At 72.8% G+C, this 22,673-nt stretch carries 31 protein-coding genes and 1 pseudogene; 15 read left to right on the forward strand and 17 right to left on the reverse strand.

The genetic code is table 11. The features are described 5' to 3' along the window. The first annotated feature begins 1 nt into the window (after window position 1). Window positions 2-256 carry a hypothetical protein gene (locus WDW90_RS11695; RefSeq protein WP_336487552.1) on the forward strand — a complete coding sequence of 85 codons (255 nt, stop codon included), beginning with the start codon at window positions 2-4 and terminating at the stop codon, window positions 254-256. Between the two features lie 56 nt (window positions 257-312). Next, window positions 313-483 carry a hypothetical protein gene (locus WDW90_RS11700; RefSeq protein WP_336487553.1) on the forward strand — a complete coding sequence of 57 codons (171 nt, stop codon included), beginning with the start codon at window positions 313-315 and terminating at the stop codon, window positions 481-483. 428 nt (window positions 484-911) lie between these two features. Here WDW90_RS11700 and WDW90_RS11705 read toward each other — a convergent pair whose 3' ends face one another. The 8 genes from WDW90_RS11705 to WDW90_RS11740 form a co-directional block, all read right to left on the reverse strand. Further along, window positions 912-2,225 (reverse strand): NTP/NDP exchange transporter, encoded by a 1,314-nt coding sequence (locus WDW90_RS11705; RefSeq protein WP_336487554.1) that lies wholly within the window; start codon window positions 2,223-2,225, stop codon window positions 912-914. A gap of 220 nt (window positions 2,226-2,445) precedes the next feature. Beyond that, window positions 2,446-3,180: an NADPH-dependent F420 reductase gene (locus WDW90_RS11710; protein WP_336487555.1), complete on the reverse strand. Its 735-nt coding sequence runs from the start codon at window positions 3,178-3,180 to the stop codon at window positions 2,446-2,448. Next, window positions 3,170-4,105, reverse strand: a complete 936-nt coding sequence (locus tag WDW90_RS11715; RefSeq protein WP_336487556.1) for an aldo/keto reductase — start codon at window positions 4,103-4,105, stop codon at window positions 3,170-3,172. Before WDW90_RS11715 ends, WDW90_RS11710 begins: the two co-directional genes overlap by 11 nt. A gap of 130 nt (window positions 4,106-4,235) precedes the next feature. Beyond that, complete coding sequence (locus WDW90_RS11720; protein ID WP_336487557.1) at window positions 4,236-4,574, reverse strand: hypothetical protein; 339 nt, start codon at window positions 4,572-4,574, stop codon at window positions 4,236-4,238. Window positions 4,575-4,626: 52 nt separating this feature from the next. Beyond that, window positions 4,627-4,860 carry a hypothetical protein gene (locus WDW90_RS11725; RefSeq protein WP_336487558.1) on the reverse strand — a complete coding sequence of 78 codons (234 nt, stop codon included), beginning with the start codon at window positions 4,858-4,860 and terminating at the stop codon, window positions 4,627-4,629. Between the two features lie 234 nt (window positions 4,861-5,094). After that, on the reverse strand, window positions 5,095-6,051 hold the full coding sequence (locus WDW90_RS11730) for a collagen-like protein (RefSeq protein WP_336487559.1): 957 nt from the start codon (window positions 6,049-6,051) through the stop codon (window positions 5,095-5,097). A 158-nt stretch (window positions 6,052-6,209) separates the two neighbouring features. Continuing rightward, window positions 6,210-6,386 (reverse strand): hypothetical protein, encoded by a 177-nt coding sequence (locus WDW90_RS11735; RefSeq protein ID WP_336487560.1) that lies wholly within the window; start codon window positions 6,384-6,386, stop codon window positions 6,210-6,212. A gap of 189 nt (window positions 6,387-6,575) precedes the next feature. Continuing rightward, window positions 6,576-6,845 (reverse strand): helix-turn-helix domain-containing protein, encoded by a 270-nt coding sequence (locus tag WDW90_RS11740; protein WP_336487561.1) that lies wholly within the window; start codon window positions 6,843-6,845, stop codon window positions 6,576-6,578. Between the two features lie 275 nt (window positions 6,846-7,120). Between WDW90_RS11740 and WDW90_RS11745 the strand changes: the two genes are divergently transcribed. The 4 genes from WDW90_RS11745 to WDW90_RS11760 all read left to right on the forward strand — a co-directional run bounded on the left by WDW90_RS11745 (window position 7,121) and on the right by WDW90_RS11760 (window position 10,332). Next, a complete protein-coding gene (locus WDW90_RS11745) occupies window positions 7,121-7,615 on the forward strand; it encodes a DUF992 domain-containing protein (RefSeq protein ID WP_336487562.1) in 495 nt (164 codons plus the stop codon). A gap of 58 nt (window positions 7,616-7,673) precedes the next feature. Further along, entirely contained in the window at window positions 7,674-8,564 is an 891-nt protein-coding gene (locus tag WDW90_RS11750) for an NAD(P)H-hydrate dehydratase (protein WP_336487563.1), read from the forward strand. Window positions 8,565-8,768: 204 nt separating this feature from the next. Next, the gene (locus tag WDW90_RS11755) at window positions 8,769-10,079 is read left to right on the forward strand and encodes an alpha-amylase family glycosyl hydrolase (RefSeq protein ID WP_336487564.1); all 1,311 of its coding nucleotides are present in this window, start codon (window positions 8,769-8,771) and stop codon (window positions 10,077-10,079) included. A gap of 73 nt (window positions 10,080-10,152) precedes the next feature. Then, a complete protein-coding gene (locus tag WDW90_RS11760; RefSeq protein ID WP_336487565.1) occupies window positions 10,153-10,332 on the forward strand; it encodes a hypothetical protein in 180 nt (59 codons plus the stop codon). Here WDW90_RS11760 and WDW90_RS11765 read toward each other — a convergent pair. After that, complete coding sequence (locus WDW90_RS11765) at window positions 10,291-10,704, reverse strand: DUF4186 domain-containing protein (RefSeq protein ID WP_336487566.1); 414 nt, start codon at window positions 10,702-10,704, stop codon at window positions 10,291-10,293. The genes WDW90_RS11760 and WDW90_RS11765 overlap by 42 nt on opposite strands. A 95-nt stretch (window positions 10,705-10,799) precedes the next feature. Here WDW90_RS11765 and WDW90_RS11770 point away from each other — a divergent pair, with 95 nt between their 5' ends. Further along, window positions 10,800-11,537, forward strand: a complete 738-nt coding sequence (locus WDW90_RS11770) for a DUF72 domain-containing protein (protein ID WP_336487567.1) — start codon at window positions 10,800-10,802, stop codon at window positions 11,535-11,537. Window positions 11,538-11,706: 169 nt separating this feature from the next. On the opposite strand, the pseudogene WDW90_RS11775 reads toward WDW90_RS11770, so the two are convergent. Then, window positions 11,707-12,192: pseudogene (locus WDW90_RS11775) on the reverse strand (Ros/MucR family transcriptional regulator); the annotation flags it as partial. Window positions 12,193-12,964: 772 nt separating this feature from the next. Between WDW90_RS11775 and WDW90_RS11780 the strand changes: the two are divergent. The 3 genes from WDW90_RS11780 (at window position 12,965) to WDW90_RS11790 (ending at window position 13,920) form a co-directional block, all read left to right on the forward strand. Further along, window positions 12,965-13,213 (forward strand): hypothetical protein, encoded by a 249-nt coding sequence (locus tag WDW90_RS11780; RefSeq protein ID WP_336487568.1) that lies wholly within the window; start codon window positions 12,965-12,967, stop codon window positions 13,211-13,213. 210 nt (window positions 13,214-13,423) lie between these two features. Beyond that, window positions 13,424-13,576: a hypothetical protein gene (locus tag WDW90_RS11785; protein WP_336487569.1), complete on the forward strand. Its 153-nt coding sequence runs from the start codon at window positions 13,424-13,426 to the stop codon at window positions 13,574-13,576. A gap of 80 nt (window positions 13,577-13,656) precedes the next feature. Further along, complete coding sequence (locus WDW90_RS11790; protein ID WP_336487570.1) at window positions 13,657-13,920, forward strand: hypothetical protein; 264 nt, start codon at window positions 13,657-13,659, stop codon at window positions 13,918-13,920. Between the two features lie 35 nt (window positions 13,921-13,955). Here WDW90_RS11790 and WDW90_RS11795 read toward each other — a convergent pair whose 3' ends face one another. Next, the gene (locus WDW90_RS11795; RefSeq protein ID WP_336487571.1) at window positions 13,956-14,852 is read right to left on the reverse strand and encodes an amidohydrolase family protein; all 897 of its coding nucleotides are present in this window, start codon (window positions 14,850-14,852) and stop codon (window positions 13,956-13,958) included. Between the two features lie 4 nt (window positions 14,853-14,856). Beyond that, window positions 14,857-16,146, reverse strand: coding sequence for an MFS transporter (locus WDW90_RS11800; RefSeq protein ID WP_336487572.1), 1,290 nt, complete (start codon window positions 16,144-16,146; stop codon window positions 14,857-14,859). Window positions 16,147-16,409: 263 nt separating this feature from the next. Between WDW90_RS11800 and WDW90_RS11805 the strand changes: the two genes are divergently transcribed. After that, complete coding sequence (locus WDW90_RS11805) at window positions 16,410-17,147, forward strand: Crp/Fnr family transcriptional regulator (protein WP_336487573.1); 738 nt, start codon at window positions 16,410-16,412, stop codon at window positions 17,145-17,147. 335 nt (window positions 17,148-17,482) lie between these two features. Here the strand turns inward: WDW90_RS11805 and WDW90_RS11810 are convergent, their stop codons facing one another. The 5 genes from WDW90_RS11810 to WDW90_RS11830 all read right to left on the reverse strand — a co-directional run bounded on the left by WDW90_RS11810 (window position 17,483) and on the right by WDW90_RS11830 (window position 19,689). Next, window positions 17,483-17,692: a hypothetical protein gene (locus WDW90_RS11810; RefSeq protein WP_336487574.1), complete on the reverse strand. Its 210-nt coding sequence runs from the start codon at window positions 17,690-17,692 to the stop codon at window positions 17,483-17,485. A 410-nt stretch (window positions 17,693-18,102) separates the two neighbouring features. After that, window positions 18,103-18,264 carry a hypothetical protein gene (locus tag WDW90_RS11815; RefSeq protein WP_336487575.1) on the reverse strand — a complete coding sequence of 54 codons (162 nt, stop codon included), beginning with the start codon at window positions 18,262-18,264 and terminating at the stop codon, window positions 18,103-18,105. Window positions 18,265-18,359: 95 nt separating this feature from the next. Beyond that, window positions 18,360-18,596, reverse strand: a complete 237-nt coding sequence (locus WDW90_RS11820) for a hypothetical protein (RefSeq protein ID WP_336487576.1) — start codon at window positions 18,594-18,596, stop codon at window positions 18,360-18,362. A 408-nt stretch (window positions 18,597-19,004) separates the two neighbouring features. Next, window positions 19,005-19,277: a hypothetical protein gene (locus tag WDW90_RS11825; RefSeq protein WP_336487577.1), complete on the reverse strand. Its 273-nt coding sequence runs from the start codon at window positions 19,275-19,277 to the stop codon at window positions 19,005-19,007. Window positions 19,278-19,380: 103 nt separating this feature from the next. Next, entirely contained in the window at window positions 19,381-19,689 is a 309-nt protein-coding gene (locus WDW90_RS11830; RefSeq protein ID WP_336487578.1) for a hypothetical protein, read from the reverse strand. Window positions 19,690-20,065: 376 nt separating this feature from the next. Between WDW90_RS11830 and WDW90_RS11835 the strand changes: the two genes are divergently transcribed. From WDW90_RS11835 to WDW90_RS11850, 4 genes are all read left to right on the forward strand, one after another. Next, the gene (locus WDW90_RS11835; protein ID WP_336487579.1) at window positions 20,066-20,239 is read left to right on the forward strand and encodes a CsbD family protein; all 174 of its coding nucleotides are present in this window, start codon (window positions 20,066-20,068) and stop codon (window positions 20,237-20,239) included. 584 nt (window positions 20,240-20,823) lie between these two features. Next, complete coding sequence (locus WDW90_RS11840; RefSeq protein ID WP_336487580.1) at window positions 20,824-21,396, forward strand: response regulator; 573 nt, start codon at window positions 20,824-20,826, stop codon at window positions 21,394-21,396. Between the two features lie 509 nt (window positions 21,397-21,905). Further along, the gene (locus tag WDW90_RS11845; protein WP_336487581.1) at window positions 21,906-22,223 is read left to right on the forward strand and encodes a DUF6894 family protein; all 318 of its coding nucleotides are present in this window, start codon (window positions 21,906-21,908) and stop codon (window positions 22,221-22,223) included. A 147-nt stretch (window positions 22,224-22,370) separates the two neighbouring features. After that, on the forward strand, window positions 22,371-22,634 hold the full coding sequence (locus tag WDW90_RS11850; RefSeq protein ID WP_336487582.1) for a hypothetical protein: 264 nt from the start codon (window positions 22,371-22,373) through the stop codon (window positions 22,632-22,634). Window positions 22,635-22,673 lie beyond the last annotated feature (39 nt).

Consider the following 22,673-nt stretch of genomic DNA (forward strand, 5'->3'; position numbering starts at 1 on the left):
CATGCAGCGTCACGAACGCCGCCTGCTGGGCAAGGCCGCGATCTCGATCGAAGGCCGCATCTCGATCAAGCAGAGCCCGGACCGTGCCTGGCCGCGCGATCACGCGCGGCTGCGCATCCTCGAACGCGCCGGCAGCCTGCAATGGGTCGGCACCCAGGCCGGACCGCATATCGGCGGCACCTTCGCGGTCTGGCAGATCACCGAGCGCGGCCGCGCCCGGCTGGAGGATCTGAACCCGCCCGAGGGCGATCGTTAACGGCGCGTTAACCCTGCGGGACCAGGCTCCGTCCCAGGCATTCGGAGGGCTGTTCCATGACGATCTCCATGATGGTCTCGACGACGACCCCCGCCGTCGCCGAGGCGCTCAGCGACGGCCTCGTCGCGGCCTCCGTCGTGGCCGCCCTGGGACTGGCCGGCTGGACCGTCGGGGCGCGCCGGGCGCCCGCCCCGGTGCCGGCCCGCATCCGCGCCGCGCGGCGCTGAGGAGCCTGACGGCCCCGGACCGCGCGGGAGGCTCCTGCGTTCGGGCCGACACGGTTCACGCATCGCGACCCGCGCCAGCCCCACGAGCGCCGCGCTCCCTCTCCCGTGCGGGAGAGGGTTGGGGTTACGGGTGCGACCTCTCCGGACACGGCGAACCCCTCACCGGTCCGCGTCCCGCGGACTCGACCTTTCCCGCACGGGAGAGGTGGGGCGGCGCGCTGACTCCGCCGGCAATACGAGGACGTCGGTACAGGGCTCGATGGTTCGCAAGGCCGGGCGCGGGTCCCCTCTCCCGTGCGGGAGAGGGACAGGGTGAGGGATGCGACCTCTCCGGACCCGGCGCACCCCTCACCCGGTCGGCTTTCGCCGACTCGGCCTCTCCCGCACGGGAGAGGCGGGCGCGTCGGGTGTCGGCCCGGGATCCCCGCTCAGCGAGGCGCGTCCGCGCGCTCCGAGGCGGCGGCCGCCTCCTGCGCCCGCCCGAGCCAGAGGCTGTTCACGAGCCAGGCCAGCGACAGCGGCACCGCCGTCAGGGCGACGGCTTCCGCCCCGAAGCCGAGCGCCGCGATGCCCGTGTAGGACCACGCCCCGACCTGGTCGCCGAGCCGGTAGACCACCGTGTCGATGAAGCTCTTGGCCTTGTAGCGGTCCTCGCGCGGGACCACCGTGAACAGCACCTCGCGGATCGGCCGCGCCACCGCGAAGTTGCCGGCCCGCCGGAACACCTGGAAGGCGACGATGGCCGTGATCGTCGGCGCGAGGGCGAGCGCCGCGAAGCCGAGCACGCTCGCCGCGGGCAGCAGCGCCAGCGTCCGGCCGACCCCGAGGCGCGCCACGATGCGTCCCGTGAGCAGGAGCTGCACCCCGAGCGTCAGCACGTTCACGAGGAGGTCGACCTGGGCGAAGAAGGCGGTCTGCGCGCCCCGGTCGGGGAAGCTGCGCTTGGCGATGCCGGCCTGCTCGAAATACAGGAAGGTCGCGGTCACCGAGAACAGGAGCAGGAACAGCCCGATATTGAGGAGATAGGGCGAGGCGAGCGTGCGGGTGAGGCCCGCGAGCGCGCTGCCCCCGATCGTCGCGCCGGCCGCGCTCGCCTGAGGGACCTGGTGCAGCTGCCGCGACAGGCGCGCGAGCCCCCGCATGCTGAACACCGCCGCCTCGAGCAGCACGACGGCGCAGACGAGGAGCGCCCAGGTCGGCACCGAGCGGGCGAGGAGCGCGGTGGTGGCCGAGCCCGCGATGGCGCCGAGCGTGGCCCCCGCCGCGATGAAGCCGAACAGCCGCTTGCCCTGCTCGGTCGAGAACACGTCGACGATCGTCGCCCAGAAGATCGAGACCACGAACAGGTTGAAGATCGACAGCCAGACGAAGAAGACCCGCCCGATCCAAAGGTCGGCCTCCGGCGGCGCGAGGTAGAGCGCGAGCGAGAAGAGCAGGATGTTGAGGGCGAAGAACCGGTAGGTCAGCGGCACGAAGCGCGCCCGCGGCAGCGTCTTCACCAGCCAGCCGAACGGCAGGTTGAGGGCGAGCATGCCGAGAAGCGTCGCGGTGAACAGCCAGGGCAGGTTCTCGATCCCGCCGGCCACCCCCATCTGGTCGCGGATCGGCCGCAGCACGTAGTAGGCGGCGAGGATCGAGAAGATGTAGGCCCAGGACCAGGCCAGCGCCGGCCCCTCCCCCGCGCGCATGCCGACGAGCCGCGCCAGGGCGTTCGGGGCGGGAGCGGATCCGGTGCCGGTCATGCGGCTGCGTGGGCGCCGGCGCCGGCCCTGCACCGTCTCGTATTGGCCGGTCCGGCCGAGGCCGGCACCGCTCCCGGCTCAGGCCGGGGTCCCCTCTCCCGTGCGGGAGAGGGACAGGGTGAGGGGTGCGACATCTCCGGAAAGGTCGCACCCCTCACCCGGTCCGCTCTCGCGGTCGTGGCCTCTCCCGCACGGGAGAGGCGGGCGCGTCGCGGACCCGTCACCGGTCGAGGCCGAGCTTCGCCCGGAGCTCAGGGGCCGGCAGGTCGTGGCCGAAGCCGGGCGAGCCCATCGCGAACCTGTCCGCGTCGCGGATCGGGCCGACCACCACGGGGTCGAAGCCCGCGTCGCTCACGAGGCGCTTCACCGTGTCGAGGGCGCCCGCATCGTCGCCCGCGATCGGGATCGCCATGCGGGGCGCCGGCCGGTTCGCGTTCGTGGCGAAGACCCGGTAGTTCGCCGCGCTGAAGGCCCGCACGAGGTGCGCGCCCGGCCAGTACTTCGCGCTCGTCGCCCCGATGCCGTTGGCCTTGACCTCGGCATAGACCGCGCCGTCGCGGGCCTCGGTGGCGTTGCCGGCGTCGATCACGACCCGGCCCTTGAGGGACTCGGCGTAGTCCCGGCTGAGCTGCGGATAGGCCCCGTAGGGAACGGCGATCAGGACCGCCTCGCCGAACCGGATCGCCTCGGCCGGCGTGCCGGCCCGGGCGTTGGCGCCGAGGCTCTCGACGAGTCCCCGCAGCTCCTCGGGATGGCGGGAGGAGAACATCACCGCGTGCCCGGCCTTCACCCAGAGGCCCCCGATGGTGCCGCCGATATGGCCGGCCCCGATGATGCCGATGCGGATGGACCTCGCCTCCTCGGCGCGGGCGGGGCCGGCCAGGGCCGCGGCGGCGAGGCCGAGCGCCAGGGCGGCGCGGCGGGTGGGGCGGCGGTTGGGGCAATCAGAGCGCATCGATCAGGGCCTCCATCCTGGCGCGGGCGGCTTCGTCCGGCAGCCGCCCGCGGGCGGCGCCGAGATTGTCCTCGACGTAGGAGGCCTTGGCCATGCCGGGGATCGGGCAGGTCACGGCGGGGTTCGCCAAGACGTATTTCAGGAAGAACTGGGGCCAGCTCGCGCAGTCGAACTCGGCCGCCCAGGGCGGCAGCTCGCGCCCCTGCACGGCCTTGAACAGGCGGTCGCGCCCGAATGGCACGTTGACCATCACGGCCATGCCGCGCTCGGCTGCCAGCGGCAGCACGCGCTCGGCCGCGGCCCGGTTGTCGATCGCGTAGTTCACCTGGATGAAGTCGAGGGGCTCGCGGCGCATCACCGGCTCGAGCTCGCCGAACTGCCCGTCCCGCCAGACCGTGACGCCGACGTAGCGGATGCGGCCCTGGCCCTTGAGGTCGCGCAGCGTGGCGAGGTTCGTCCCCGTGTCGATCAGGTTGTGCACGGCCACGAGGTCGATCCGGTCCGTGCGCAGGCGCTCGAAGGAGCGCGCGATCTGCGCCGCGCCCGCCTCGCGGCCGGGCTCGCTGACCTTGCTGGCCAGGAACACCCGCTCGCGCAGGCCCCCCTGCAGGATCTCCCCCAGCACGTCCTCGGCGGTGCCGTAGCTCGGGGCCGTGTCGATGACGCGGCCGCCGAGCGCCACGAAGCGCTCGACCGCCTCCTTGAGGGGGGCGATCTTCTCGGGCGTCGGCTCGACCTCGTACCGGCGCGAGGTGCCGATGCCGATCGCGGGCAACGCTTCGCCCGAGGACGGGATCGGCCGCCGGATCAGCGCCGCGCCCTCGGCCGCCCGCGTCTCCGCGGTCCGTGTCTCGGAAAATCCTGCGCCCGGCGCCAGGGGCAGCAGCGCGGCCCCGGCCAGGACGGAGCGTCGGGACGGGAGCATGGCGGGCCTCCTCGCGCGTGTCGGCCCGCCCTCAGCTAGGGCGCGGCCGGCGGTTTGGAGGCTCGGGCGGCCCGGGAAATTCGTTGCCGATCGTTTCCGGGCGCGCGCCCCGGCACGGAAGCGGACCCGGTCAGTCTTCCTCGGGCGGATCCTCGAACGCCGCGCCCTCGGTGTCCGGGGCGATGCGGAAGCGGTACTCGTCGATGGCGAGGAACGCCCGGTGGGCGGCCTGCGGGTCGATGCCGTCGCGTACCACCAGGGTGTTGAAGTCGATGAAGAGCCGGGCGATGCGCTGCTCCTCGGGCAGGGCGTGCAGCGCCGAGGAGCTGGCGCCGGCGCTCATCATGAAGCGCCTGGCGTGCCCCTCCGGATCGGGATGGGGCAGGATCGCGACCTGTCCGGCGGTGTCCGGGCGCAGGTCCGCCCAGCGGGCCGGCGTCCAGGCGATGATGGCCTCGAGCTGCTTCATGGCGCCACTCGTGCGCGAATGGCGGGCGCGGCGCAAGGTGCCGGGCGCGCGCTCAGCCGCCCATCGCCCTCGGCCGGAGCGCGACCACGTTGGCGGCCGCTTGGGCCGCCGCGGCGGGCTCGGGGCCGGCCTCGGCGGCTTCGCCGCGGCCGCCCCCGAAGGCGATCCAGCGCATCGCGCGCGCGCTGCCGTACCGGGCGAGACGCCGCTCGATCCGTCGCGCCATCCAGAGCGGGTATTTGCAGAGCGGATATGTGACGGCCGTCCGCTTGTCGAACCTCTGCATCCTCGCCCCCCGGCACTGTCACGCCCGCTCCGCGCCGCCCCCGCTCGCGGCGGTGCGCGCGCGGGGGCGGCACGCCGAGTGAGCCGCGATGCGCCGGGCGGCGCATCCCCCAAACGGATGATCCCGATGACGGCGATCGCCCCGGCGGCCCGGGAGCGGCCGGGCATCCCTTCGGGACGCCCTCAGGGATGGTCCTCAGGGATCGTTCTCAGGGATCGTTCTCAGGGATCGTTCTCAGGGATTCTTGGGCCGCTCCCGGCCCTGCCCCTCGCGGCCCGGCGGGCGGGTCGCTGCGTAGGGCGTCGACGGACGGGACGGTTCCTGCGCGCCCTCGACTCCTGCCTCCTGCACGAGCTGCTTCTTGGCGCAGATGGCGCGCGCGGTGATCGGGCGGGGCGCGGCGCCGATCGCCAGGCAGTAGATGCTGGTCTCGTCCATGCCGGGCCGGTCGCCGGCGCTGCAGGTGCCGCTCACCGCGAACTCATCCTCCGCGCAGGTGGCGACGCAGCGCCCGCCCTCGCCGCAGCTCGCGGCCTGGATCCGCAGACCCGCCACCGCGGCGGACTTGCCCTCAGGCCCGGTCGGACCGGCGGGGCCGGGCGGCCCCATCGCGCCCGCGGGTCCCGGCGCGCCGGCCGGTCCCGCCTCGCCGCGGTCGCCCTTGATGCCCGGCTCGCCCTTGGCACCCTGCTCTCCCTTGGCACCCTGCTCGCCCTTGGCGCCATGCTCTCCCTTGGCGCCCTGTGGTCCCTCGGGGCCCTGCGGCCCGGCCGCGCCCTGGGGTCCGCGCGGGCCCACCTGCGGGGCGGGCTGCGCGGCTGGCTGCGCCGGTGCCGCGGCGGCGGCCCGGGCCGGGAGCGCGGCGGTCGCGGCAGGCGCGGCCGTCGCCATCCCTTCCGGCCCGCGCTGGCCGCAGAAGCCGATCACGGCCTGGCGGCTCTCGCTGCCGGACTTCACCGTCACGATGCAGCTCGCCGGGTGGTAGACGAGGCGGAACAGGAAGCGGCCGTCCTTGTCGGCGACGATCTGGTTCTTCTCGTCGAGGGTGACGGTCGCCGCGTGGGCCGGACCGACGCGCCCGCTCACCCGCAACTCGCCGCCCGTGATCATCGCCTGATCGATCAGGAGTTCCGCCTGCGCGGGCGCGCAGAACAGCAGCATCAGAGCGAGGAGCGAGGCGAGGATCGGCATCTGCGGGCTCGTGATGACCGGGTTGAACTACTTGGTACTCAAAGAATACTTGCCTCTGCTTCCAGCGTCCATGAAGGGTGCGAATTCATACGGACGGCGCGGGCCGGGCAGCCGGACCCTCCGCCCGGGCCGGTCGCGGCAGCGCGTCGCGGTTGGGCCTATTGCAGCCCGTTGGTGATCAGCCAGCCGAGCCAGAGCAGGATGGTGATGGCCACGAGGTTGAGGAAGAGGCCCGCCGCGAGCGGCCCCTGCGTCCGCGCGAGGCCCTTCCACCAGCCGAGAGCGTCGCCGTGAAGGTGTCCGGCGGGCTGACGGTGAAGCAGTTTCCAGGTCATGAGCGTCCCCATTCAGGCGGGGAATATCACTGAATTCATAGCACATCGCGCCGTGGCCCGGCGAGATTTTTCGGGATTCCGCGCAGACTCAAGCCGGAAGACAGAAGCATCGCAAGGCTTTATTGCCAAGCCTTAGGATTGATTTACGGATTTAACGATGCGTATTGACGAATACACAAGATCTCTCGGTCAATGCTCCAGCGGCACTTCAGGCGCTCGATCCGGTGCGTCGTGGGCGCTGAGCTCGCGCGGGCTGAGGCCGAGCACCGCGCCCACCGTCTCGATCACCCGGGGGTCGATCGCCTCCGTGCCGCTCTCGATGGCGCGGATCCGGGCCGGCGCGACGCCCGAGAGCCTTGCCAGGGTGTCGACGCTGTAGGCGCAGCTCAGGCGGCGCGCCTGGAACCGGGTCGCGAGGTTGCGGGCGAGGCGGCCGGCGGGGTCGGTGGCATCCGTCATGGGCGCCGGTACGAGACCATACGCTCGGAAGTTTCAGGGTGCGGGTGAACGCGAGCGGACCGGCGGGCGGCCGTTCACCGGCTCGCCGCTGGCGATGTGGTTGAGGGTGGAGGCGCCGCGGGGCTGCAGGCCCGCGCCGCCGACGCGACCGCGCACGCAACATTCGACGGAATACGCCTGCAACGCAGCGTTGCGATGGATACGGCAACGCTTCGGTCCGGAGCGCGGGGGCGGCGACGTTCCCGGTCCCTCTCCATCGAACACGAGCGCACATCATGGCTCCGCGCGCCACCACCCTCGCCCTCTCGGCCGCCCTCCTGGCCGCCGGCCTCGCCACCGCGCACGGCGCGCTGACGCGCCCGCAGGACCGGACCGCCGGCACCCTGACCTGCGTCACCCGGAAGGCCGGCCTCGTCTTCGGCCTGACGCCCGTGGCCGAGTGCCTGTTCGTGTCCGAGCGCGGCGACTTCCAGCAGAGCTACGCGGCCCTGTTCTCGGCCGGCCGGGGGCGCGGCGCCGCCGGCGTCGAGACGGTGCGCTGGCGCGTCCTCACCCGGGGCGGGGCGAGCGAGGCCGGGATGCTCTCCGGCGCCTTCGCGTTCTCCCCCGAGGAGGCCGCGCGCCTTGGCGGCGGCCGGGTGGCGCCGGCGCTCAACGGTCCGGGCGGCAGCCTGGAACTGCTCAGCCATTCCGGCCAGACCAGCGCGGCCTTCGCGCAGGCCCACCCGCGCATCGCCCTCGCCCCCCTCGCCCCGGCCGTGCGGCGCTGATCCCTTCGCGGGCCACGGGCGTTGTCGGCCGCAGGACCGACGACGCCCGAGGACATCCATGCGCGAACCGGCCGACCTCACCCCCGAAGCCCTGCGGCGGATGCCGCTGCCCCGCCCCGAGGGCGGCGGCAAGGAGGAGCGCGGGCGCATCCTCCTCGTCGGCGGCAGCCCGGAACTGCCCGGCGCCGCGCTCCTGGCCGGCACCGCCGCCCTGCGCGCCGGCGCCGGCAAGCTGCAGGTCGCGACGGTGGGGAGCCTCGCGCCCGCCCTCGGGCTGGCGCTGCCGGAGGCCCGGGTGGTCGGACTCGACGAGACGCGGGACGGCGGCATCGCGCCCTCCGCGGTCGACGGGCTCGTCGCGCGGGCCAGGGCCTGCGCCGCCCTCCTGATCGGCCCCGGCCTGATGGACGGGGCGGCGACCGCAGCCCTGGCGCGCGGCCTGCTCGCGGGCCTCGACGGGCCGGCCCTCGTCCTCGACGCGGCCGCGATGATGAACCTGCGGGCGGAGGCGGAGGTGCTGCGCCGGCACGGCGGCCGCGCGATCGTCACGCCCCATCCCGGCGAGATGGCGGGCATGCTCGGCCTCGACAAGCGGGAGGTCGAGGCCGACCCGGCCGGCATCGCCCGCCGCGCCGCCGCGGAACTCGGCTGCGTCATCGTCCTGAAAGGCGCCTGCACCCGCATCTGCACGCCCGACGGCGAGAGCTGGGCGAGTGCGCACGGCCCCGTGGGGCTCGCGACCTCGGGCTCGGGCGACACGCTGGCTGGGCTGATGGCGGGGCTCCTGGCGCGCGGCGCCGCGGCGCTTCAGGCCGCGCTCTGGGCGGTCCACGTCCATGCCGAGGCCGGCCGCCGCCTCGGCCACCGGGTCGGGCCGCTCGGTTTCCTGGCGGGCGAATTGCCCGGGCTCTTCCCCGCCATCCTGTCGGATCTCGCGCCGGCGGGCTGATACGCTGGCCGCTCGATCAAAGCGGCGGGCGTATCAGCAAGCCCGCGCGGCGTGTGACGCGAAGACAATTCTGCCGTCGCGAAGCGATCAACCCGCGACTGTATTGCGGAGCAGGCCCGCTGCCGCCGCGGGCACCATCGGGGCGCCGGCACGTTCCCCCCGTCCCGGCGCCGCTTCCGCGCCCCGCACCCGAGAGGAGCGACGGTGCCGTCCTGGATCGAACACGCCGTCTGGTGGCAGGTCTACCCGCTCGGCTTCCTCGGCGCGGAGGCGGAAGCCCGGCCCGGCGCCCCCGTCATCCACCGCCTGCGCCGGCTCGAACCCTGGCTCGACTACGCCGCGGAGCTCGGCGCCTCGGGCCTCGCGCTCGGGCCGGTCTTTTCGGCCTCGACCCACGGCTACGACACGATCGACCATCGCCGGATCGACCCGCGCCTCGGCGACGAGGCCGATCTCGACGCGCTGATCGCCGCCGCGCATGTGCGCGGCCTGAGGGTGCTGCTCGACGGGGTGTTCAACCATGTCGGCCGCGACTTCCCGGCCTTCCGGGAGGTCCTGCGCGACGGGCCGGGCGCGTCCCGCGCCTCCTGGTTCCGCCTGTCCTGGCCGCGGGGCACCGGCCCCGGGACGGAGCCCGACTACGCGACCTTCGAGGGGCATCCCGGCCTCGTCGCGCTCGACCACGACGAGCCGGAGGTGGCCGCCTACGTGGCGGGCGTGATGGACTACTGGCTCGCCCGCGGCGCCGACGGCTGGCGGCTCGACGCGGCCTACGCGGTGCCGAACCGGTTCTGGGCCGGGATCCTGCCGGGCCTGCGCGCCGCCCATCCGGAGGCCTACTTCGTCGGCGAGGTGATCCACGGCGACTACGCGGCGATCGTGCGCGAAACGGGCCTCGACGCGCTCACGCAGTACGAGCTCTGGAAGGCGATCTGGAGCGCGCTCAACGACCGCAACCTGTTCGAGCTCGCCCACGCGCTCGCGCGCCACAACGGCTTCCTCGACGCCTTCGCGCCGCTCACCTTCGTGGGCAACCACGACGTCACCCGGATCGCGAGCCGGCTCACGGACCCGCGCCTCCTGCCGCACGCGCTCGCGATCCTGTTCGCCTGCGGCGGCACGCCCTCGGTCTATGCCGGCGACGAGCAGGCCTTCCGGGGGATCAAGGAGGAGCGCGCCGGCGGCGACGACGCGGTCCGGCCGGCCTTCCCGGAGACGCCCGCCGGGCTCGCGCCCTACGGATGGCCGGTCTACCGCCTGCACCAGGAATTGATCGGGCTGCGGCGCCGCCACCCCTGGCTGCACCGGGCCCGCAGCGCGCCGCTGCATCTCGCCAACGAGGCCCTGGTCCTCGAGAGCCGGGGCGAGGGGCGCCTCCTGGTGGCGCTGAACCTCGCGGGCGCCGGCGCGGAGCTGCCGGCGCCCGGCGCCCGCCTGGTCGAGGCCGGCGACGGCCGGCTCGTGGGCGACCGGGTTAGCCTGCCGCCCTACGGCTGGGGGATCCTGGCGGCCTGAGGACACGGCGTTTACGGTTTCTTAACCACGCCGGGCGCATCACCGTCGAACCGGAACAAACCATGAACACGCGATGTCCCGCACCCACCTTACCCCCTCGCCGCACCTCTGCCCGGCCGCCATCGCGGGCATCGGCGCGCGGCTGCGCAGCGCGTACGCCGATCTCGCCGGCCAGGGCCTGCCGCCGCGCCATGTCGAGCTGATCCTGCAGCTACGCTGGAAAGAGCGGGAGCTGGCGCGGCGCCTCGGCTGATCCGCCCTCCCGGGTCCCGGGCGGCGCCTGCGCCCGCAGCCAGCGCTCGATCGCCCGCACGACGTGGTCCTGCTCGAGGCCGCCGAGGGGCCGGCCCGCCGGGATCCCGTGCCACTTGGCGAGGCAGGCCCGGCAGCAGGTCGCGGTGGCGTGCTGGGCCACGAAGACGGGATGGCCCGAGACCGGCGTCTGGCGCCCGTCGCGGGCGGGCGCGGCGGGGGCGAGGCGGCGGGCGACGATGTCGCGGGCGTGATCCCGCATCACGGCGAGGCCCTTCGCGCCGAGCGCCGCCTCATCGCGCGGGCCGAGGCGGAAGCGCTGCCGGAAGGCCGAGCGCGGCAGGCGGTCGAACACGTCGTCGAGGCTTCTCATCGCGCCGCGAGCATCGCCCCCTTCGCCCGCGCGGGAAAGCCCCCGCCGGGCTTGCCGGGCTTGCCGGGCGCGCGCGCGGCCCTCTCTGAGCCCGGATGGAGACGGGCAGCCTCATCGCGATCGGGACGGCCGGCTGGAGCCTGCCGAGGGTCCATGCCGACGCCTTCCCGGGCGAGGGCAGCCATCTGGAGCGCTACGCGCGGCGCCTGCCGGCGGTCGAGATCAACTCGTCCTTCTACCGCCCACACCGCCCCGCGACCTATGCCCGCTGGGCGGCGAGCGTCCCGGCCGGGTTCCGCTTCGCCGTGAAGATCCCCCGCACCGTCACCCACGAGCGGCGGCTCGCCGCCTGCGACGAGCCCCTCGCCCGCTTCCTCGCCGAGGTCGCGGCGCTCGGCGACCGGCTCGGGCCGCTCCTGCTGCAGACGCCGCCGAGCCTGCCCTTCGAGGCCGGCCGGGCCGGCGCTTTCCTGGAGGCGCTGCGGCGGGCGCATCCCGGCGCCCTCGCCTGCGAGCCGCGCCACCCGAGCTGGTTCGCGCCCGCCGTCGAGGCGTGCCTGGCGGATCTGCGCATCGCCCGGGTCGCGGCCGATCCCGCGCCGGTGCCGGGCGCGGGCGAGCCCGGCGGCTGGCGGGGCCTCGTCTATCGCCGCCTGCACGGCTCGCCCCGCACCTATCACTCCCCCTACCACCCGGCCGCCCTCGACCGCCTCGCCGCGGACCTCGCCGAGACGGCGCGGCGCGGGATCCCGGCCTGGTGCATCTTCGACAACACGGCCGATTTCGCCGCGGCCGGGGACGCGCTCGCGACCCGGGCGCGGCTGACGGGTTAGGTCAGGCCACGGCCGGCTTGCGGCGGCCGCGGGACTTCGGTGCGGGCGCCTCGTCCGCCTGCCCCGCCGTCTCGGTCCGCGCCGCGCCCTTGCGGGCGGGCTTGGCCGAGGCCGGAGACTTCGCCACCGCGGACTTCGCTGCCGCCGGCTTCGCTGAGGCCGGCTTGGCTGAGGCTGCCGCGGGCTTCGCCGGGGCCGCCGCGGGCTTCGCCGCCCCGGCTTCGGGCGCCGGCTCGGGGGCGGACTTGCGGCGCTGCTGGCCGAGACCGAGGCTCTTGGCGAGCGACGAGCGCTGCTCCGAGTAGGAGGCGGCCACCATCGGGTAATCGACCGGCAGGCCCCACTTCATGCGGTAGGCCTCGGGGGTCAGGCCGCGGATCGTCAGGTGGCGGCGCAGCGTCTTGTAGGGCTTGCCGTCCTCGAAGCTGACCAGCGCGTCGTGCGTGACTGATTTCTTGATCTGCGCGGAGGTGAGCTTCTGATTCTGTTCGCTGGCCGGAGCGACTGAGGCGAGCCCGGCCAGGGCCGCGTGAATGCCGCCGAGCAGTGCGGGCAACTCGGTCACGGGCACAGAATTGTTGGATACGTAGGCGGAGGCGATTTCTGCTGCGAGTTCGATGTAGTCGACCTGCAAAGTTTCGGCGGACTCTTCCATTTTTTATTCCTCTTCGAGGGCACAGCTGCTCAGTTCATTGTCTCGGCGTACACGTCAAGTGGCTTCAAGCTGAAATCCACTGTTGCCAAGAAAATTCAGCTGAAAACACGTATTATTCCCGCGAAGAAGATGCGCAATCGGGCCCCGACCTGGCCGGCAGGGCAGCTGCGGCCGAGTTGAAACGCGCCCGATGCGGCCCGGGAACCGGTTCAATCTGAGGGGGGTTGCTTTATCGGAGCACGGCTCCACCGCGAAACCAGCCTCGGAGGTGAAGCGATGCAGCGTCACGATCGGTCCGACGGTGAGGAGGCTCCGCCGAATCAGGCGGCGGCATAGGTTCTAGCGCGATCGCGCACCTGGAGGCGGGACGGAAGTCCCGCCTTTCTCATGCCGGCGGCCCTTCCGCGGAAGGATTGCCGGGGCCCGCGCCGCACGGCTGCGCGCGCTGAAGCATTGTCCGTGATCCTTGGATCGCGGAAAATGCTCCAAAGCATTGATTTTGCCTGCTTTCTGATCGCCAAACCGGCAATCGCCCCGGCGGAAGGCGCGCTAGCGAACGGTTCGCCCCGGACGAACGACAAGGGCGTGGCCCGCCGCTAGGCTTCCGGGGCCGGAGCGCGCCCGTCCTGCCGGGATGGATCCCGGGCCGCGGCCGCCCAGGCCGGACAGGCGCGTCGTCGCGGCGCGTTCCAGGACGATCCGATCCGGGAAGATCCGCGAGGAACGAGGATCCATGAGGAACCCTGACATGACATCAGCCATGACATCCGCCATGACATCAGCCGCGAAATCAGCCGCCATCCCGTTCGCCCTGGCTCTCGCCCTGCTGGCCGGGCCCGCGCTCGCCCAGGGCAACTCGCCCTACAACCAGTCCGGCTCCCAGGCCGGCGGCCCGCTCGCCGGCCAGGAGCGCGAGATGGGCGCGCGGGGCGGCACGCCCTCGGTCGACCCGGCCCGGCCCGGCAAGCCGATGGCCAAGGCCAAGAAAGCCAAGAAGATGGCGCCGCGCGGGGCCATGTGAGGGCAACCGCCGCCCGGCATCGGGGGGCGGCCCGTCCGGATGCCGCGCCCGCGCGAGCGGGCCGCGGCTCTCCCGGCCGGGGCGCGGGCCCCGCGCCCGCGGCAAAGGCCCGCTCTCGCGAGATCGCCGGGCGGTTTCCCGCTTGACCGGGCCGGGTCCTTGCGGGCAGGCGGCGGGCTCACCCTCATGGGACACGCCGTGGGACACGCCATGAACCCTGTCGCAGCCGCGACCATGCTGGGCATCACCGCGGCGCTCGCCGCCCTCGTCCTCTACGCGGTCCTCGACGGGCATCCGTGGCTGCTGGCCGGTCTCGTCATCCTGCTGATCGCGGGCTTCGTGCGCTGGGGCCGGCTCGGCTGACCCGGCCGCACCGAACGCTTTCGGCCCCGCCGGCGTTGTGGGGGTCCGGAACCGGACCGGCGAAGCGTTGGAGGCGAGCGATGGACGATTGGAGGCTGATGGGCCGGGCCCCGCGCGACGGCCGCTGGATCATCGCCATCAACCGGCACGATCCCGACCGGCGCGCGGTCGTCCGCTGGGACCCCGACCGGCACGGAGACGCGCGGCCCTGGCACGTGGCCTCCTGCGACCACGGCTTCGCGGAGGACGCCTTCACGGACTGGATGCCCTTCCCGGCCTGCCCGCAATGCGACGCGGCGCGGCTGCAGGCCCTGGCGGAGGCCGTCGAGGGGGCGCCGCGCTGAAGGCGCCGCCTCAGGCCGCCGCGTCAGCCGCCGCGTCAGGCCGCGCGCGCTGGCGGGAAGCCGTAGAGCGCCTGGGCGTTGCCGGCCAGCACCCGGTCGCGGGCCCCGGCCTCCGGCACCCACTCGGCCAGGAGGTCGAGGAGGTCGCCGACATTCATCATCGGCCCCCAATGGGCGACGTGCGGCCAGTCCGAGCCCCAGACGCAGCGCCCCGGCCCGGCCGCGTGGAGGGCCCGGGCGAAGGCCACCGTGTCGTCGTAGGGCGGGCCGGCGACGCTGTTGCGGTAGGCGCCCGAGAGCTTGACCCAGGCCCCGTCCGCCACGAGCGACACGAGGGTGCGGAAGCCCGGGTCGTCGAGCCCGCGCGAGACCGGGAAATGGCCCCAATGGTCGATGCAGAAGGGCACCGGCAGCCGCCCGAGGCGGGGGGCCAGGGCCACGAGGTCGGCCGCGTCGATCAGGAACTGCAGGTGCCAGCCCATCTCGCGGGCGAGCGCCCCGTAGCGCTCGAGCGCCTCGAAGCCGACGCCGCCGCCGTAGAGCACGTTGAGGCGCAGGCCCACGACGCCCGCCTCCTTCAGGCGCGCGAACTCGCGTCCGGGGCAGTCGGGGGGGATCACCGCGATGCCGCGCAGGCGCTCGGGCCGGGCCGCGAGCGTCTCCAGCATCAGCCGGTTGTCGGTGCCGTGAACGCTGACCTGGACGAGCACCCCGAAGGCCATGCCGGTGGCGTCGAGCATGGCGAGATAGGCGTCGGCCGCGGCCTCGGGCGGCGTGTAGCTGCGCGCCTCGACGAAGGGATAGGCCGGCGGCAATCCGATCACGTGGGCGTGGGTGTCGACCGCGCCCGGCGGCACGGCGTAGCGGGTCGGCCCCCGCGGGCGCGGATGCGGGCCGGGGCAGTCGCGGATCGTGCCCTCGTCGAGTCCCATGGTGTCAGCCCTCCGCCTCCAGCACGCGGCCGCGCGTCTCGGGGAGCGCGAAGGCGGCCAGGAAGAACACGCCGTAGGCGGCGCCTGCGAAGACCGCGATGGCCGAGGCGAGCCCGACCTGGGCCGAGAGATAGCCCACGAAGGTCGGGAACAGCGCGCCGACGCCGCGCCCGAAATTGTAGCAGAAGCCCTGGCCGGAGCCGCGCAGCCGCGTCGGGTAGAGCTCGGTCAGGAAGGCGCCCATGCCGGAGAAGTAGCCGGACGCGAAGAAGCCGAGCGGGAAGCCCAGCACCCACAGGACCGCGTTCGAGAGCGGCAGCTGCGTGTAGGCCAGGATGACCGCGATGGCGCCGAGCGAGAAGATCAGGAAGAGCGGGCGCCGCCCGAGCCGGTCGGCGAGCCAGGCGCCGACGAGATAGCCCGCGAAGGAGCCGACGATGAGCGCCGCCAGGTAGCCCGTCGAGGAGACGACCGAGAGGCCCCGCTCGGTGGTGAGGAAGCGCGGCAGCCAGGTGGTGACGGCGTAGTAGCCGCCCTGGCAGCCGGTGGCCGCGAGGGCGGCCAGAACCGTGGTGCGCAGGAGCGGGCCGGAGAAGATCTCCCAGATCGCCGGGTCGTCGCCCGCGGCCCGCGCCTTCGCGCGGCTCTCGGCGGCCACCGTCGGCTCCTCGACATAGGCGCGCAGGTAGAGGACGAGGAGCGCCGGCAGGGCGCCCACCGCGAACATCCAGCGCCACGCCGTCTCGGGCGGCAGCCACGAGAACAGCACCGCCTGGGCCAGCACCGCCAGGCCCCAGCCGACCGCCCAGCCCGACTGCACCGAGCCGACCGCGCGGCCGCGATACTGCGCCCGGATGGTCTCGCCCATCAGCACCGCGCCCGCCGCCCACTCGCCCCCGAAGCCGAGGCCGAGCAGCGCGCGGGCGATCAGGAGCTGCGTGAAGTCCTGCGCGAAGGCGCAGACGAGCGAGAAGGCCGAGAACCACAGGATGGTGAGCTGCAGGGTGCGGACCCGGCCGATCCGGTCCGCGAGATAGCCCGCGAGCCAGCCGCCGAGCGCCGAGGCGAGCAGCGTCACGGTGGCGGCGAGCCCCGCCGTGCCGGCATCGACGCTCCACAGCTTGATGATCGTGCCGATCACCAGCGGGTAGATCATGAAGTCCATGCCGTCGAGCGCCCAGCCCGTCGCGCAGGCCCAGAAGGTGCGCCGCTCCGGCGCCGTCATGTCGCGGTAGAAGGCCGCGAGGCTCGCATCCTCGACCGCGACCGCCCGGGGCTCCGTGGTTGCGCTCATCGTCGTCCTCCTGCGCGGCCCGCCGGCGGGATGCCCTCGGCCCGATGATGGCATGCCGGCCCGGCTCCGGCACAGCGTTCCCGCGCCCGTCCACAGCGCGCCCTCCCGGCAGCACCTTCCTCGCCGAGGCGCCGTTCGCGCGCCGCGCCCGGAATGACGCCGGATTGTCCGCAGATCTATTTACCTGAGGTTGAAATGATCGCGCTACTTGTGTTCGCAACCGGAATATGGACGATACTACTGCTGGAGGTGGTTGAGACCCGATGATGGACAACCGCCTGATCAGACGGCTGGAGCATGCCGGCCCTCTCTCGGCAACGGAGCGCGAGGCGCTGCACGCCCTGACGCTGCGCACGCGGCCGGTCCCCGCGCGCACCGACATCGAGACCGGCGGGGCGCCCCAGAGCGTGCACCTGATCCTCGGCGGCATCGCCTGCCGCTACAAGATCTGGTCGGGCGGCGCGCGGCGCATCATCTCGCTGATCCTGCCGGGCGACCTCTGCGACGGCCACCTGCCGCTGCCCTTCGCGCTCGGCAACACGGTCGGGGCGCTGACCCCCTGCATCGTCGCGGACATCCCGCGCCAGGCCATGGCGGACCTGATCGAGACCTACCCGCGGATCGGGCGCGCGCTCTGGTGGATGACGCTGGTGAAGCTCAGCATCACGCAGGAATGGCTCGCCAGCACCGGGCGCGGCGCCGACAAGCAGCTCGCCCACATCTTCTGCGAGCTCATGGTGCGCCTGCGGGCGGTCGGGCTCGCCGACGAGAACTGCTTCGAGTTCGGCCTCACCCAGGGCGACATCGCCGACGTGGTCGGGATCTCGCACGTGCACGTGAACCGCGTGCTGCAATCCCTGCGCAGCAGCGGCCTGATCGTGTTCAGCCAGTACCGGCTGACCATCCCCGACCTCGCCAGGCTCCACGCCTTCGCGGAATTCGACCCGGCCTACCTGCACGTGCAGGACGGGGCGCGCGCGCCCGGCGCGCTGACGGGATAGGGCGGCGCCTTCCTGCGGGCCCGTTCATCCACGCCTCGTCCCGGGCGCTCCGCGCGGGACAGGGCCTCGACGCCGGCCTGCCTCTCCCGTGCGAGCCCGGCGGCTCGCGGATCGATGCCGGCGAGGATCCGACCGCCACAGGAACGGGCGCACATCACCTCTCCCGTGCGGGAGAGGTCGAGTCCGCGTCACGCGGACCGGGTGAGGGGTTCGACCTTTCCGGAGAGGTCGCACCCCTCACCCCAGCCCTCTCCCGCACGGGAGAGGGGGCGCGTCGCGGATCGGGGCCCGTCCCGGTCGAGCCGGGTCACGCCTGGCCCGTCACGCCTGGCCCGTCACGCCTTGCCCGGGACGACGTAGGACAGGGGGGCGGCGACGCTCTCGGCGAAGATGGTGCGGCTCGTCACGCAGCGCGGGCAGACCTCGAAGCGGGAGGCGGCTTGGGTGCTCCAGCCCCGCTCGCGCAGGCGCGCGACGAGATCCGGCGGCCAGGCTGCGGGCTGCCACGCGTGAAAGCCGAACCAGCATCGGGGATCGTGGGTCATGAGCGCCTCCCGAGTTTTGTGGAAGTATAATACGGGAGTTGCGCGAGGCAATACCTTTAAAGTGTTATAAGTAACTGATAAAATTGTAGAATTCGTTCGTGTCGAGCAAACAAAGAGCCTGGACAGCGTTGGCTGGCCAGGCTTAAACAGGATTTACGCAGATCAAACAAAATCGCCTGTCAGAAGGGCTTCGGTCGGAACCAGGCAAGATATTCGATCGGCCACCATCCTGCGGAAACTAATCCGGCGGCTTGTCCTGATCTTCGCCGTCTCGGGCGGATGCATGAGGTTTGCTGCAATGGACCTGCATGGCCAGCCTCCTCATCTACGGGAAGACATCGTGCAACGCGTCCACGAGGGCGTCAAGCCCGATTCTGCGGGCGTCGCCGCATAGCAACGGGCCCGCCGGCTCAGTTCATCGCCCAGACAAAGAATCCCAGCATGCCCATCATCAGCACGGCGGCCGTGCTGATGATCAGGGTCGCGGCCCGGTCGTCGAGGCTCGGGCTCGGCCCGTCGTCGTCGCCGGCGAGCGCGGAGGCGCGCGGCAGGGAGCGGGTCTGGACAGGCACGGCATTTCCTCCCGAGGTCTCGGCCAGATCGCGCGTCAAGCCTTGGTGTCGCGTCGTCTCGCGCCGAGCCGGCGACCGCCTCGGCGGACCCTGCTTCAGCGGGGGTGGCCGGCCCGGCCCTCGCCCGGGGCGGGCTGCGCCAGCGCGGCGATCCCGCCTTCGAGCGCGTCCAGCACGTCGCGCAGCTGCGCGCTCGGGTTCGGCCCGGCGACGAGGCGCATGCGGCTCTGGTGATCGCGCAGGCAGGCGGCCGGGCGCTCGCCCGCGCGCCGCGCGCGGCTCACGAGGATCTCGACGTATTCCTGAGCCACGGCCCGGCTGCCTGCACCCATGATCCTCAGCCTCTCGATCCGGCGATGGTCCGGGCTGGCCGCTCCTCGGGACGGGATCGCTGCCGCGACGGCGGGAACGCGCCCGCCCGGCGCCCGGCCTCGCGGCGCGAACGGAACCTCATCGCGATGCGCTCGGAGCCCCCTCCAAGGACCGGCCGGCGATGCGCCGCGCCCGGTCGCAAGGGTGTAGCTGTACCAAGGTCCAATTGACAAGCCGCGGACACGGCGAGGGCGCAATTTAAAGTAGATAAATCTATACCAATGAACGTTCAGATCGTCGCTCTCCGGCGCGGCGCGGGTTCGGTGCGGAATCGGACGAAGCGAGGCCGCGCCGCCGGAAGCCGGCCGCGGCCACGTGCCGGGCCGGCTGTTCCCGCGATCTCGGGCGGCGCGGGTCCGCCCGCGGGATCAGGCCGCGAGGCTCGCCGGCCCGAGGAACTGGACCCAGAGCCGCGCCCCGTTCTCCCCCTGCTTGCGGCAGGTCACGCGCGCGAGCCGGTCCTCGCCCTCGGCGCCGACCGTCAGCACGAAATGCTCCGGGATGCCGGCCGCGCTCATCAGCTCGAGGCAGGCGCCCGCCGCACCGTCCTCGCGCATGTGGCAGCCGACGACCTCGGAGCCGAGCAGGATCTTGGCGGTGGTGGGGGCGCTGGCACGCAAATCGGTTCGGTGTGGCTGCATGCGCAGGCTCCTGTCCGGTCTGGGTGGCGGCACCCTCATGGACCAGGAGCGTGACGAAAGCTTGACCGTTCGCGCGGGGACCGGCGAACCCCGCCGGCGCGCCTCAGCAGGTGCCCTGGATCTGCCGCGGGAACCGGGCTGGGAGGTCCGGGGCCGGCCGCTCCCGCAGGATCGCCTGCACCTTGCGGTTGGCGGTCACGAGGATCTCCCGACCGACCGACTGGGTGGCCGGCTCGACCGCGTGGCTCTCGACGAGGGCGGAGATCAGCGTCTCGACGGAAGCCATGGCTTCCAATGTCGCCGCCGCGTCCGCCTGAAGAAGCATCTCGGCCAGCTGGAAATAGGCGCGTCGCAGAAGATCGAACGCGATCATGTCCGCGACGTCTGCTTCCACCGCACTCAACCCGCGCACCTCAGTTCCCCCGTGCGAGCCGAATCACCTGCAGGCCGAATGTATTTCGCATCCATCAATGCCGTCGAGAGAATTGTTTGCTTTCGCACGGACTTGGCGCGCCGCCGGCCGGGCCCGGTCCGATCCTGGCCCGGGTGGCTCGGCGAGAGCCGGCCCGCGTCGGGCTATCGCTGCGCGCTTCCCCGAGGATCCGACAGAACAGAGCCGGAGGCCGGCAGGATCGGCGGCGCCGGGCATGGTCTTCGGCTCGGCATTGCGATGCAGACCGACGCCATCCGGCCCGATCGCGCGGAGATCGTCCGGAACGTTTTCGCGTAAGGCCCCGTTTGTCTTGTCTCTGTGCCCGACCAGGGCGGACGAATATTCGGAGGACATCGTGAACGACGATCGCATCGAGGGTTCCGCGACGAATATGGGCGGCAAGCTGAAGGAAGGTGTCGGCCGCGCCACAGGTGATGAGAAGTTGAAGAACGAGGGCCTTGCCGACCAGATCAAGGGCAAGGTCCAGAACGCCATCGGGGGCATCAAGGACGCGCTCAAGGGCAAGTAGGCTCGGGCAAGAAGGCCCGGCGGGGCGCGCCGCGCCCGCCCGCCGTGAACCTGCCGCCCGGTCGGGACTTAACGGGTGTGGGCCGGGCAGCGCGCACGGCCCGCCGCGTCCCGCAGGGAAGGAGACAGACGATGAGCTTGGTGTTTTTCCTGGTCTTCGTGGGCCCCTGGCTGGGGCTGGCGGCGTTCAGCTATCTCGGCATGAAGAAGACGCAGCCGCTCTGACGGCGCACCGCCGCAGGGCGCGCAGCCCCATCCTGCCGGGCCGGCGCCGCATCCGCCGGCCCGCACCCGTGCGCGCCGCCGCGGGGCCGTCCTGCGAGCCCCCTCGCCGCACGCCCCGCGGGCGGGCGCGCACTTGATTTCGCCGGCGGCGACCGGCTAACCATGGCCCGCTCTCGCCGGGCCAGGGCGTTCGCCGCGATCGGGGCGGGTCTCTGCCCGATGGCAGCACGTTCAGGTTTTCTCGCGCGGCTCGCATCCCCCGGAGCGATCCGGCGACGCAGGTCCGAAGCCGGGCGCTTCGTGCGGGCGCTTTCTGGCAGCGTCCGATCCGCGCCGGCACCGACAGGGGAATGGGCTGCCTTGACGCGATGTGCTGCCGACCTGCGGGCCACCGCCTTCGTCGACGAGGCGGTTGCCTTCGAGCTGAACGCCGCCGCCGCCTATTTCGAGCGGCAGGGGCAGCGCGCGGTGGCCGAGGCCCTGCGGGAGCAGGCCGAGGCGCTGCTGGCCGACGCGGGCCTGCTCGCGGCGCAGGCCGAGGCGGCGCCGCGCCGGGCCGCGGCCGGCGAGACCCCGACGATCCTCGTGGTCGAGGACGAGGCCGCCCTCCTCAAGGTCGTCGCGGCCGAGCTGCAGGATGCGGGCTTCAACGTGCTGCCGGCGACGACGTACGAGGGGGCGGACGCGCTGCTGACCTCGCCGACGACGATCGACCTGCTCCTCACCGATATCCGCCTGCCCGACCGCTTCACCGGCTGGGACGTCGCCGAGCGGGCCCGCAGCCGCTTTCCCGGGCTGCCGGTCATCTACGTGACCGGCTACAGCGTCGAGGAGCCGCGGCCGGTCGACAACAGCCTGCTGCTGATGAAGCCCTGCCGGCCCTCCGCCCTCATCACCGCCATGCAGCAGCTCGGCGTCACATCGCCGCCCTGAGCCTCCATCCCGTACCATAGCGTACGGCAGGGTGCTGAACCTTTGCGGCTCCGGCGCGCTCCACTAGTTTCCTGCTCCCAAGTGATTCGCCGCCTCGTCTCGCCGGTCCGGAGGCTATAGGGCCGTCGTTTCGATGCGTGCGAGCCAAATTCTCTCGTCTAGCCTCATCGTCGTATGGCTGGATGCGCTGCTTTATTCTGGCGCAGTGCCGGATTTTGCTTGAAGGGAGCGGAAATCTTGGGTCGTCGGGGCGCTTCGGCCCGCGATGCCTGCGGGCCGGACCGCGGATCCACTGGGCCGGAGCGCACGCCCGACATGCGGACGTCGGGGCTCACGCTCGCGCCGGCCGCCGATCGCGCCCCCTTCGACCTGGGGCGGGGCGGCCGGGCCGGACCTCCTCCGGCTGCACCGTCCCGATCGGTACGTGTCCCCGCATCCCCTGCGACCATTTACTTGCTGGCGCAACGATGCGAATTATTGTTCAAGACTTTGGGCTGGGAGTCTGCCGGATGGCGCGCTACTACTTCGATCTCCGTGATGCCTGCTTCGCTGTGTCCGATTCCGTCGGCGAGGAGCACCTCAGCCCGCAGGCGGCGAGCGAGCGCGTCGCCCAGATTCTCTCCCAGGTTGCCGGTGACCTGCCCCTCGAACAGGGGTGCAAGTCCATCCTGGCGAGCGTCCGCGACGAGGCGGACCGGGTCGTGTTCACCGCGGCGCTGAGCATCGCGGGACATTGGCACGACCACCCCGAGCCGGACGCCGCGGGCGCCCACGACCGCGTCGCCGAGCTGCTGTCCATGGGCGCGTCCCGCCCGGTCGCGGCCTGATCCGCCCGCTGGCGCGCAGGCCGGCCATCCGGGGCCGCGCGCGGTGACACGCGCCCTGATAGAAATATCCGCACAGATGCAATCGGCCCGAACCATTCCCAGCCTTGGCGGTTGTCCAGGGCGAGGGGCTTGTGAATGGGTGTGGCCATGTCCCTGACAGGACGGTTCTGGTTTCGGAAGACGTGGACCGGGAAGCTCGTTCTTCTCGTCGAGGAGAAGAAGGCGCGCTCGCGCCTCTTCGGGGCCGAGGGCGAGTTCAGGCTGCGCTGGCGCGATGCCCGGCTCCTCGATCTCGCCGAGGTCCCGATGCAGCCCCTGATGGATCTCGGCCGCATCGGCCGGCCGGGCTTCGCCGGTTCGCGCGCCGCGGGCCTGCGCGTCGTCGAGCCGCCGGTCGCCAAGGCGTCCTGACGGCGCGGCGTGCTCCCGCCACTGGCATCCCCGCTGCCC

This window comes from Methylobacterium nigriterrae (assembly GCF_037106235.1).
GTDB classification, from domain to species: domain Bacteria; phylum Pseudomonadota; class Alphaproteobacteria; order Rhizobiales; family Beijerinckiaceae; genus Methylobacterium; species Methylobacterium nigriterrae.

Excerpts from the sequence above, each read along its gene's own strand:
- WDW90_RS11695 (WP_336487552.1), top strand. The coding sequence starts at position 2 with ATGCAGCGTCACGAACGCCGCCTGCTGGGCAAGGCCGCGATCTCGATC.
- WDW90_RS11700 (WP_336487553.1), top strand. The coding sequence starts at position 313 with ATGACGATCTCCATGATGGTCTCGACGACGACCCCCGCCGTCGCCGAG.
- WDW90_RS11705 (WP_336487554.1), bottom strand. The coding sequence starts at position 2,225 with ATGACCGGCACCGGATCCGCTCCCGCCCCGAACGCCCTGGCGCGGCTC.
- WDW90_RS11710 (WP_336487555.1), bottom strand. The coding sequence starts at position 3,180 with ATGCGCTCTGATTGCCCCAACCGCCGCCCCACCCGCCGCGCCGCCCTG.
- WDW90_RS11715 (WP_336487556.1), bottom strand. The coding sequence starts at position 4,105 with ATGCTCCCGTCCCGACGCTCCGTCCTGGCCGGGGCCGCGCTGCTGCCC.
- WDW90_RS11720 (WP_336487557.1), bottom strand. The coding sequence starts at position 4,574 with ATGAAGCAGCTCGAGGCCATCATCGCCTGGACGCCGGCCCGCTGGGCG.
- WDW90_RS11725 (WP_336487558.1), bottom strand. The coding sequence starts at position 4,860 with ATGCAGAGGTTCGACAAGCGGACGGCCGTCACATATCCGCTCTGCAAA.
- WDW90_RS11730 (WP_336487559.1), bottom strand. The coding sequence starts at position 6,051 with ATGCCGATCCTCGCCTCGCTCCTCGCTCTGATGCTGCTGTTCTGCGCG.
- WDW90_RS11735 (WP_336487560.1), bottom strand. The coding sequence starts at position 6,386 with ATGACCTGGAAACTGCTTCACCGTCAGCCCGCCGGACACCTTCACGGC.
- WDW90_RS11740 (WP_336487561.1), bottom strand. The coding sequence starts at position 6,845 with ATGACGGATGCCACCGACCCCGCCGGCCGCCTCGCCCGCAACCTCGCG.
- WDW90_RS11745 (WP_336487562.1), top strand. The coding sequence starts at position 7,121 with ATGGCTCCGCGCGCCACCACCCTCGCCCTCTCGGCCGCCCTCCTGGCC.
- WDW90_RS11750 (WP_336487563.1), top strand. The coding sequence starts at position 7,674 with ATGCGCGAACCGGCCGACCTCACCCCCGAAGCCCTGCGGCGGATGCCG.
- WDW90_RS11760 (WP_336487565.1), top strand. The coding sequence starts at position 10,153 with ATGTCCCGCACCCACCTTACCCCCTCGCCGCACCTCTGCCCGGCCGCC.
- WDW90_RS11765 (WP_336487566.1), bottom strand. The coding sequence starts at position 10,704 with ATGAGAAGCCTCGACGACGTGTTCGACCGCCTGCCGCGCTCGGCCTTC.
- WDW90_RS11770 (WP_336487567.1), top strand. The coding sequence starts at position 10,800 with ATGGAGACGGGCAGCCTCATCGCGATCGGGACGGCCGGCTGGAGCCTG.
- WDW90_RS11780 (WP_336487568.1), top strand. The coding sequence starts at position 12,965 with ATGACATCAGCCGCGAAATCAGCCGCCATCCCGTTCGCCCTGGCTCTC.
- WDW90_RS11785 (WP_336487569.1), top strand. The coding sequence starts at position 13,424 with ATGAACCCTGTCGCAGCCGCGACCATGCTGGGCATCACCGCGGCGCTC.
- WDW90_RS11790 (WP_336487570.1), top strand. The coding sequence starts at position 13,657 with ATGGACGATTGGAGGCTGATGGGCCGGGCCCCGCGCGACGGCCGCTGG.
- WDW90_RS11795 (WP_336487571.1), bottom strand. The coding sequence starts at position 14,852 with ATGGGACTCGACGAGGGCACGATCCGCGACTGCCCCGGCCCGCATCCG.
- WDW90_RS11800 (WP_336487572.1), bottom strand. The coding sequence starts at position 16,146 with ATGAGCGCAACCACGGAGCCCCGGGCGGTCGCGGTCGAGGATGCGAGC.
- WDW90_RS11805 (WP_336487573.1), top strand. The coding sequence starts at position 16,410 with ATGATGGACAACCGCCTGATCAGACGGCTGGAGCATGCCGGCCCTCTC.
- WDW90_RS11810 (WP_336487574.1), bottom strand. The coding sequence starts at position 17,692 with ATGACCCACGATCCCCGATGCTGGTTCGGCTTTCACGCGTGGCAGCCC.
- WDW90_RS11820 (WP_336487576.1), bottom strand. The coding sequence starts at position 18,596 with ATGGGTGCAGGCAGCCGGGCCGTGGCTCAGGAATACGTCGAGATCCTC.
- WDW90_RS11825 (WP_336487577.1), bottom strand. The coding sequence starts at position 19,277 with ATGCAGCCACACCGAACCGATTTGCGTGCCAGCGCCCCCACCACCGCC.
- WDW90_RS11845 (WP_336487581.1), top strand. The coding sequence starts at position 21,906 with ATGGCGCGCTACTACTTCGATCTCCGTGATGCCTGCTTCGCTGTGTCC.
- WDW90_RS11850 (WP_336487582.1), top strand. The coding sequence starts at position 22,371 with ATGTCCCTGACAGGACGGTTCTGGTTTCGGAAGACGTGGACCGGGAAG.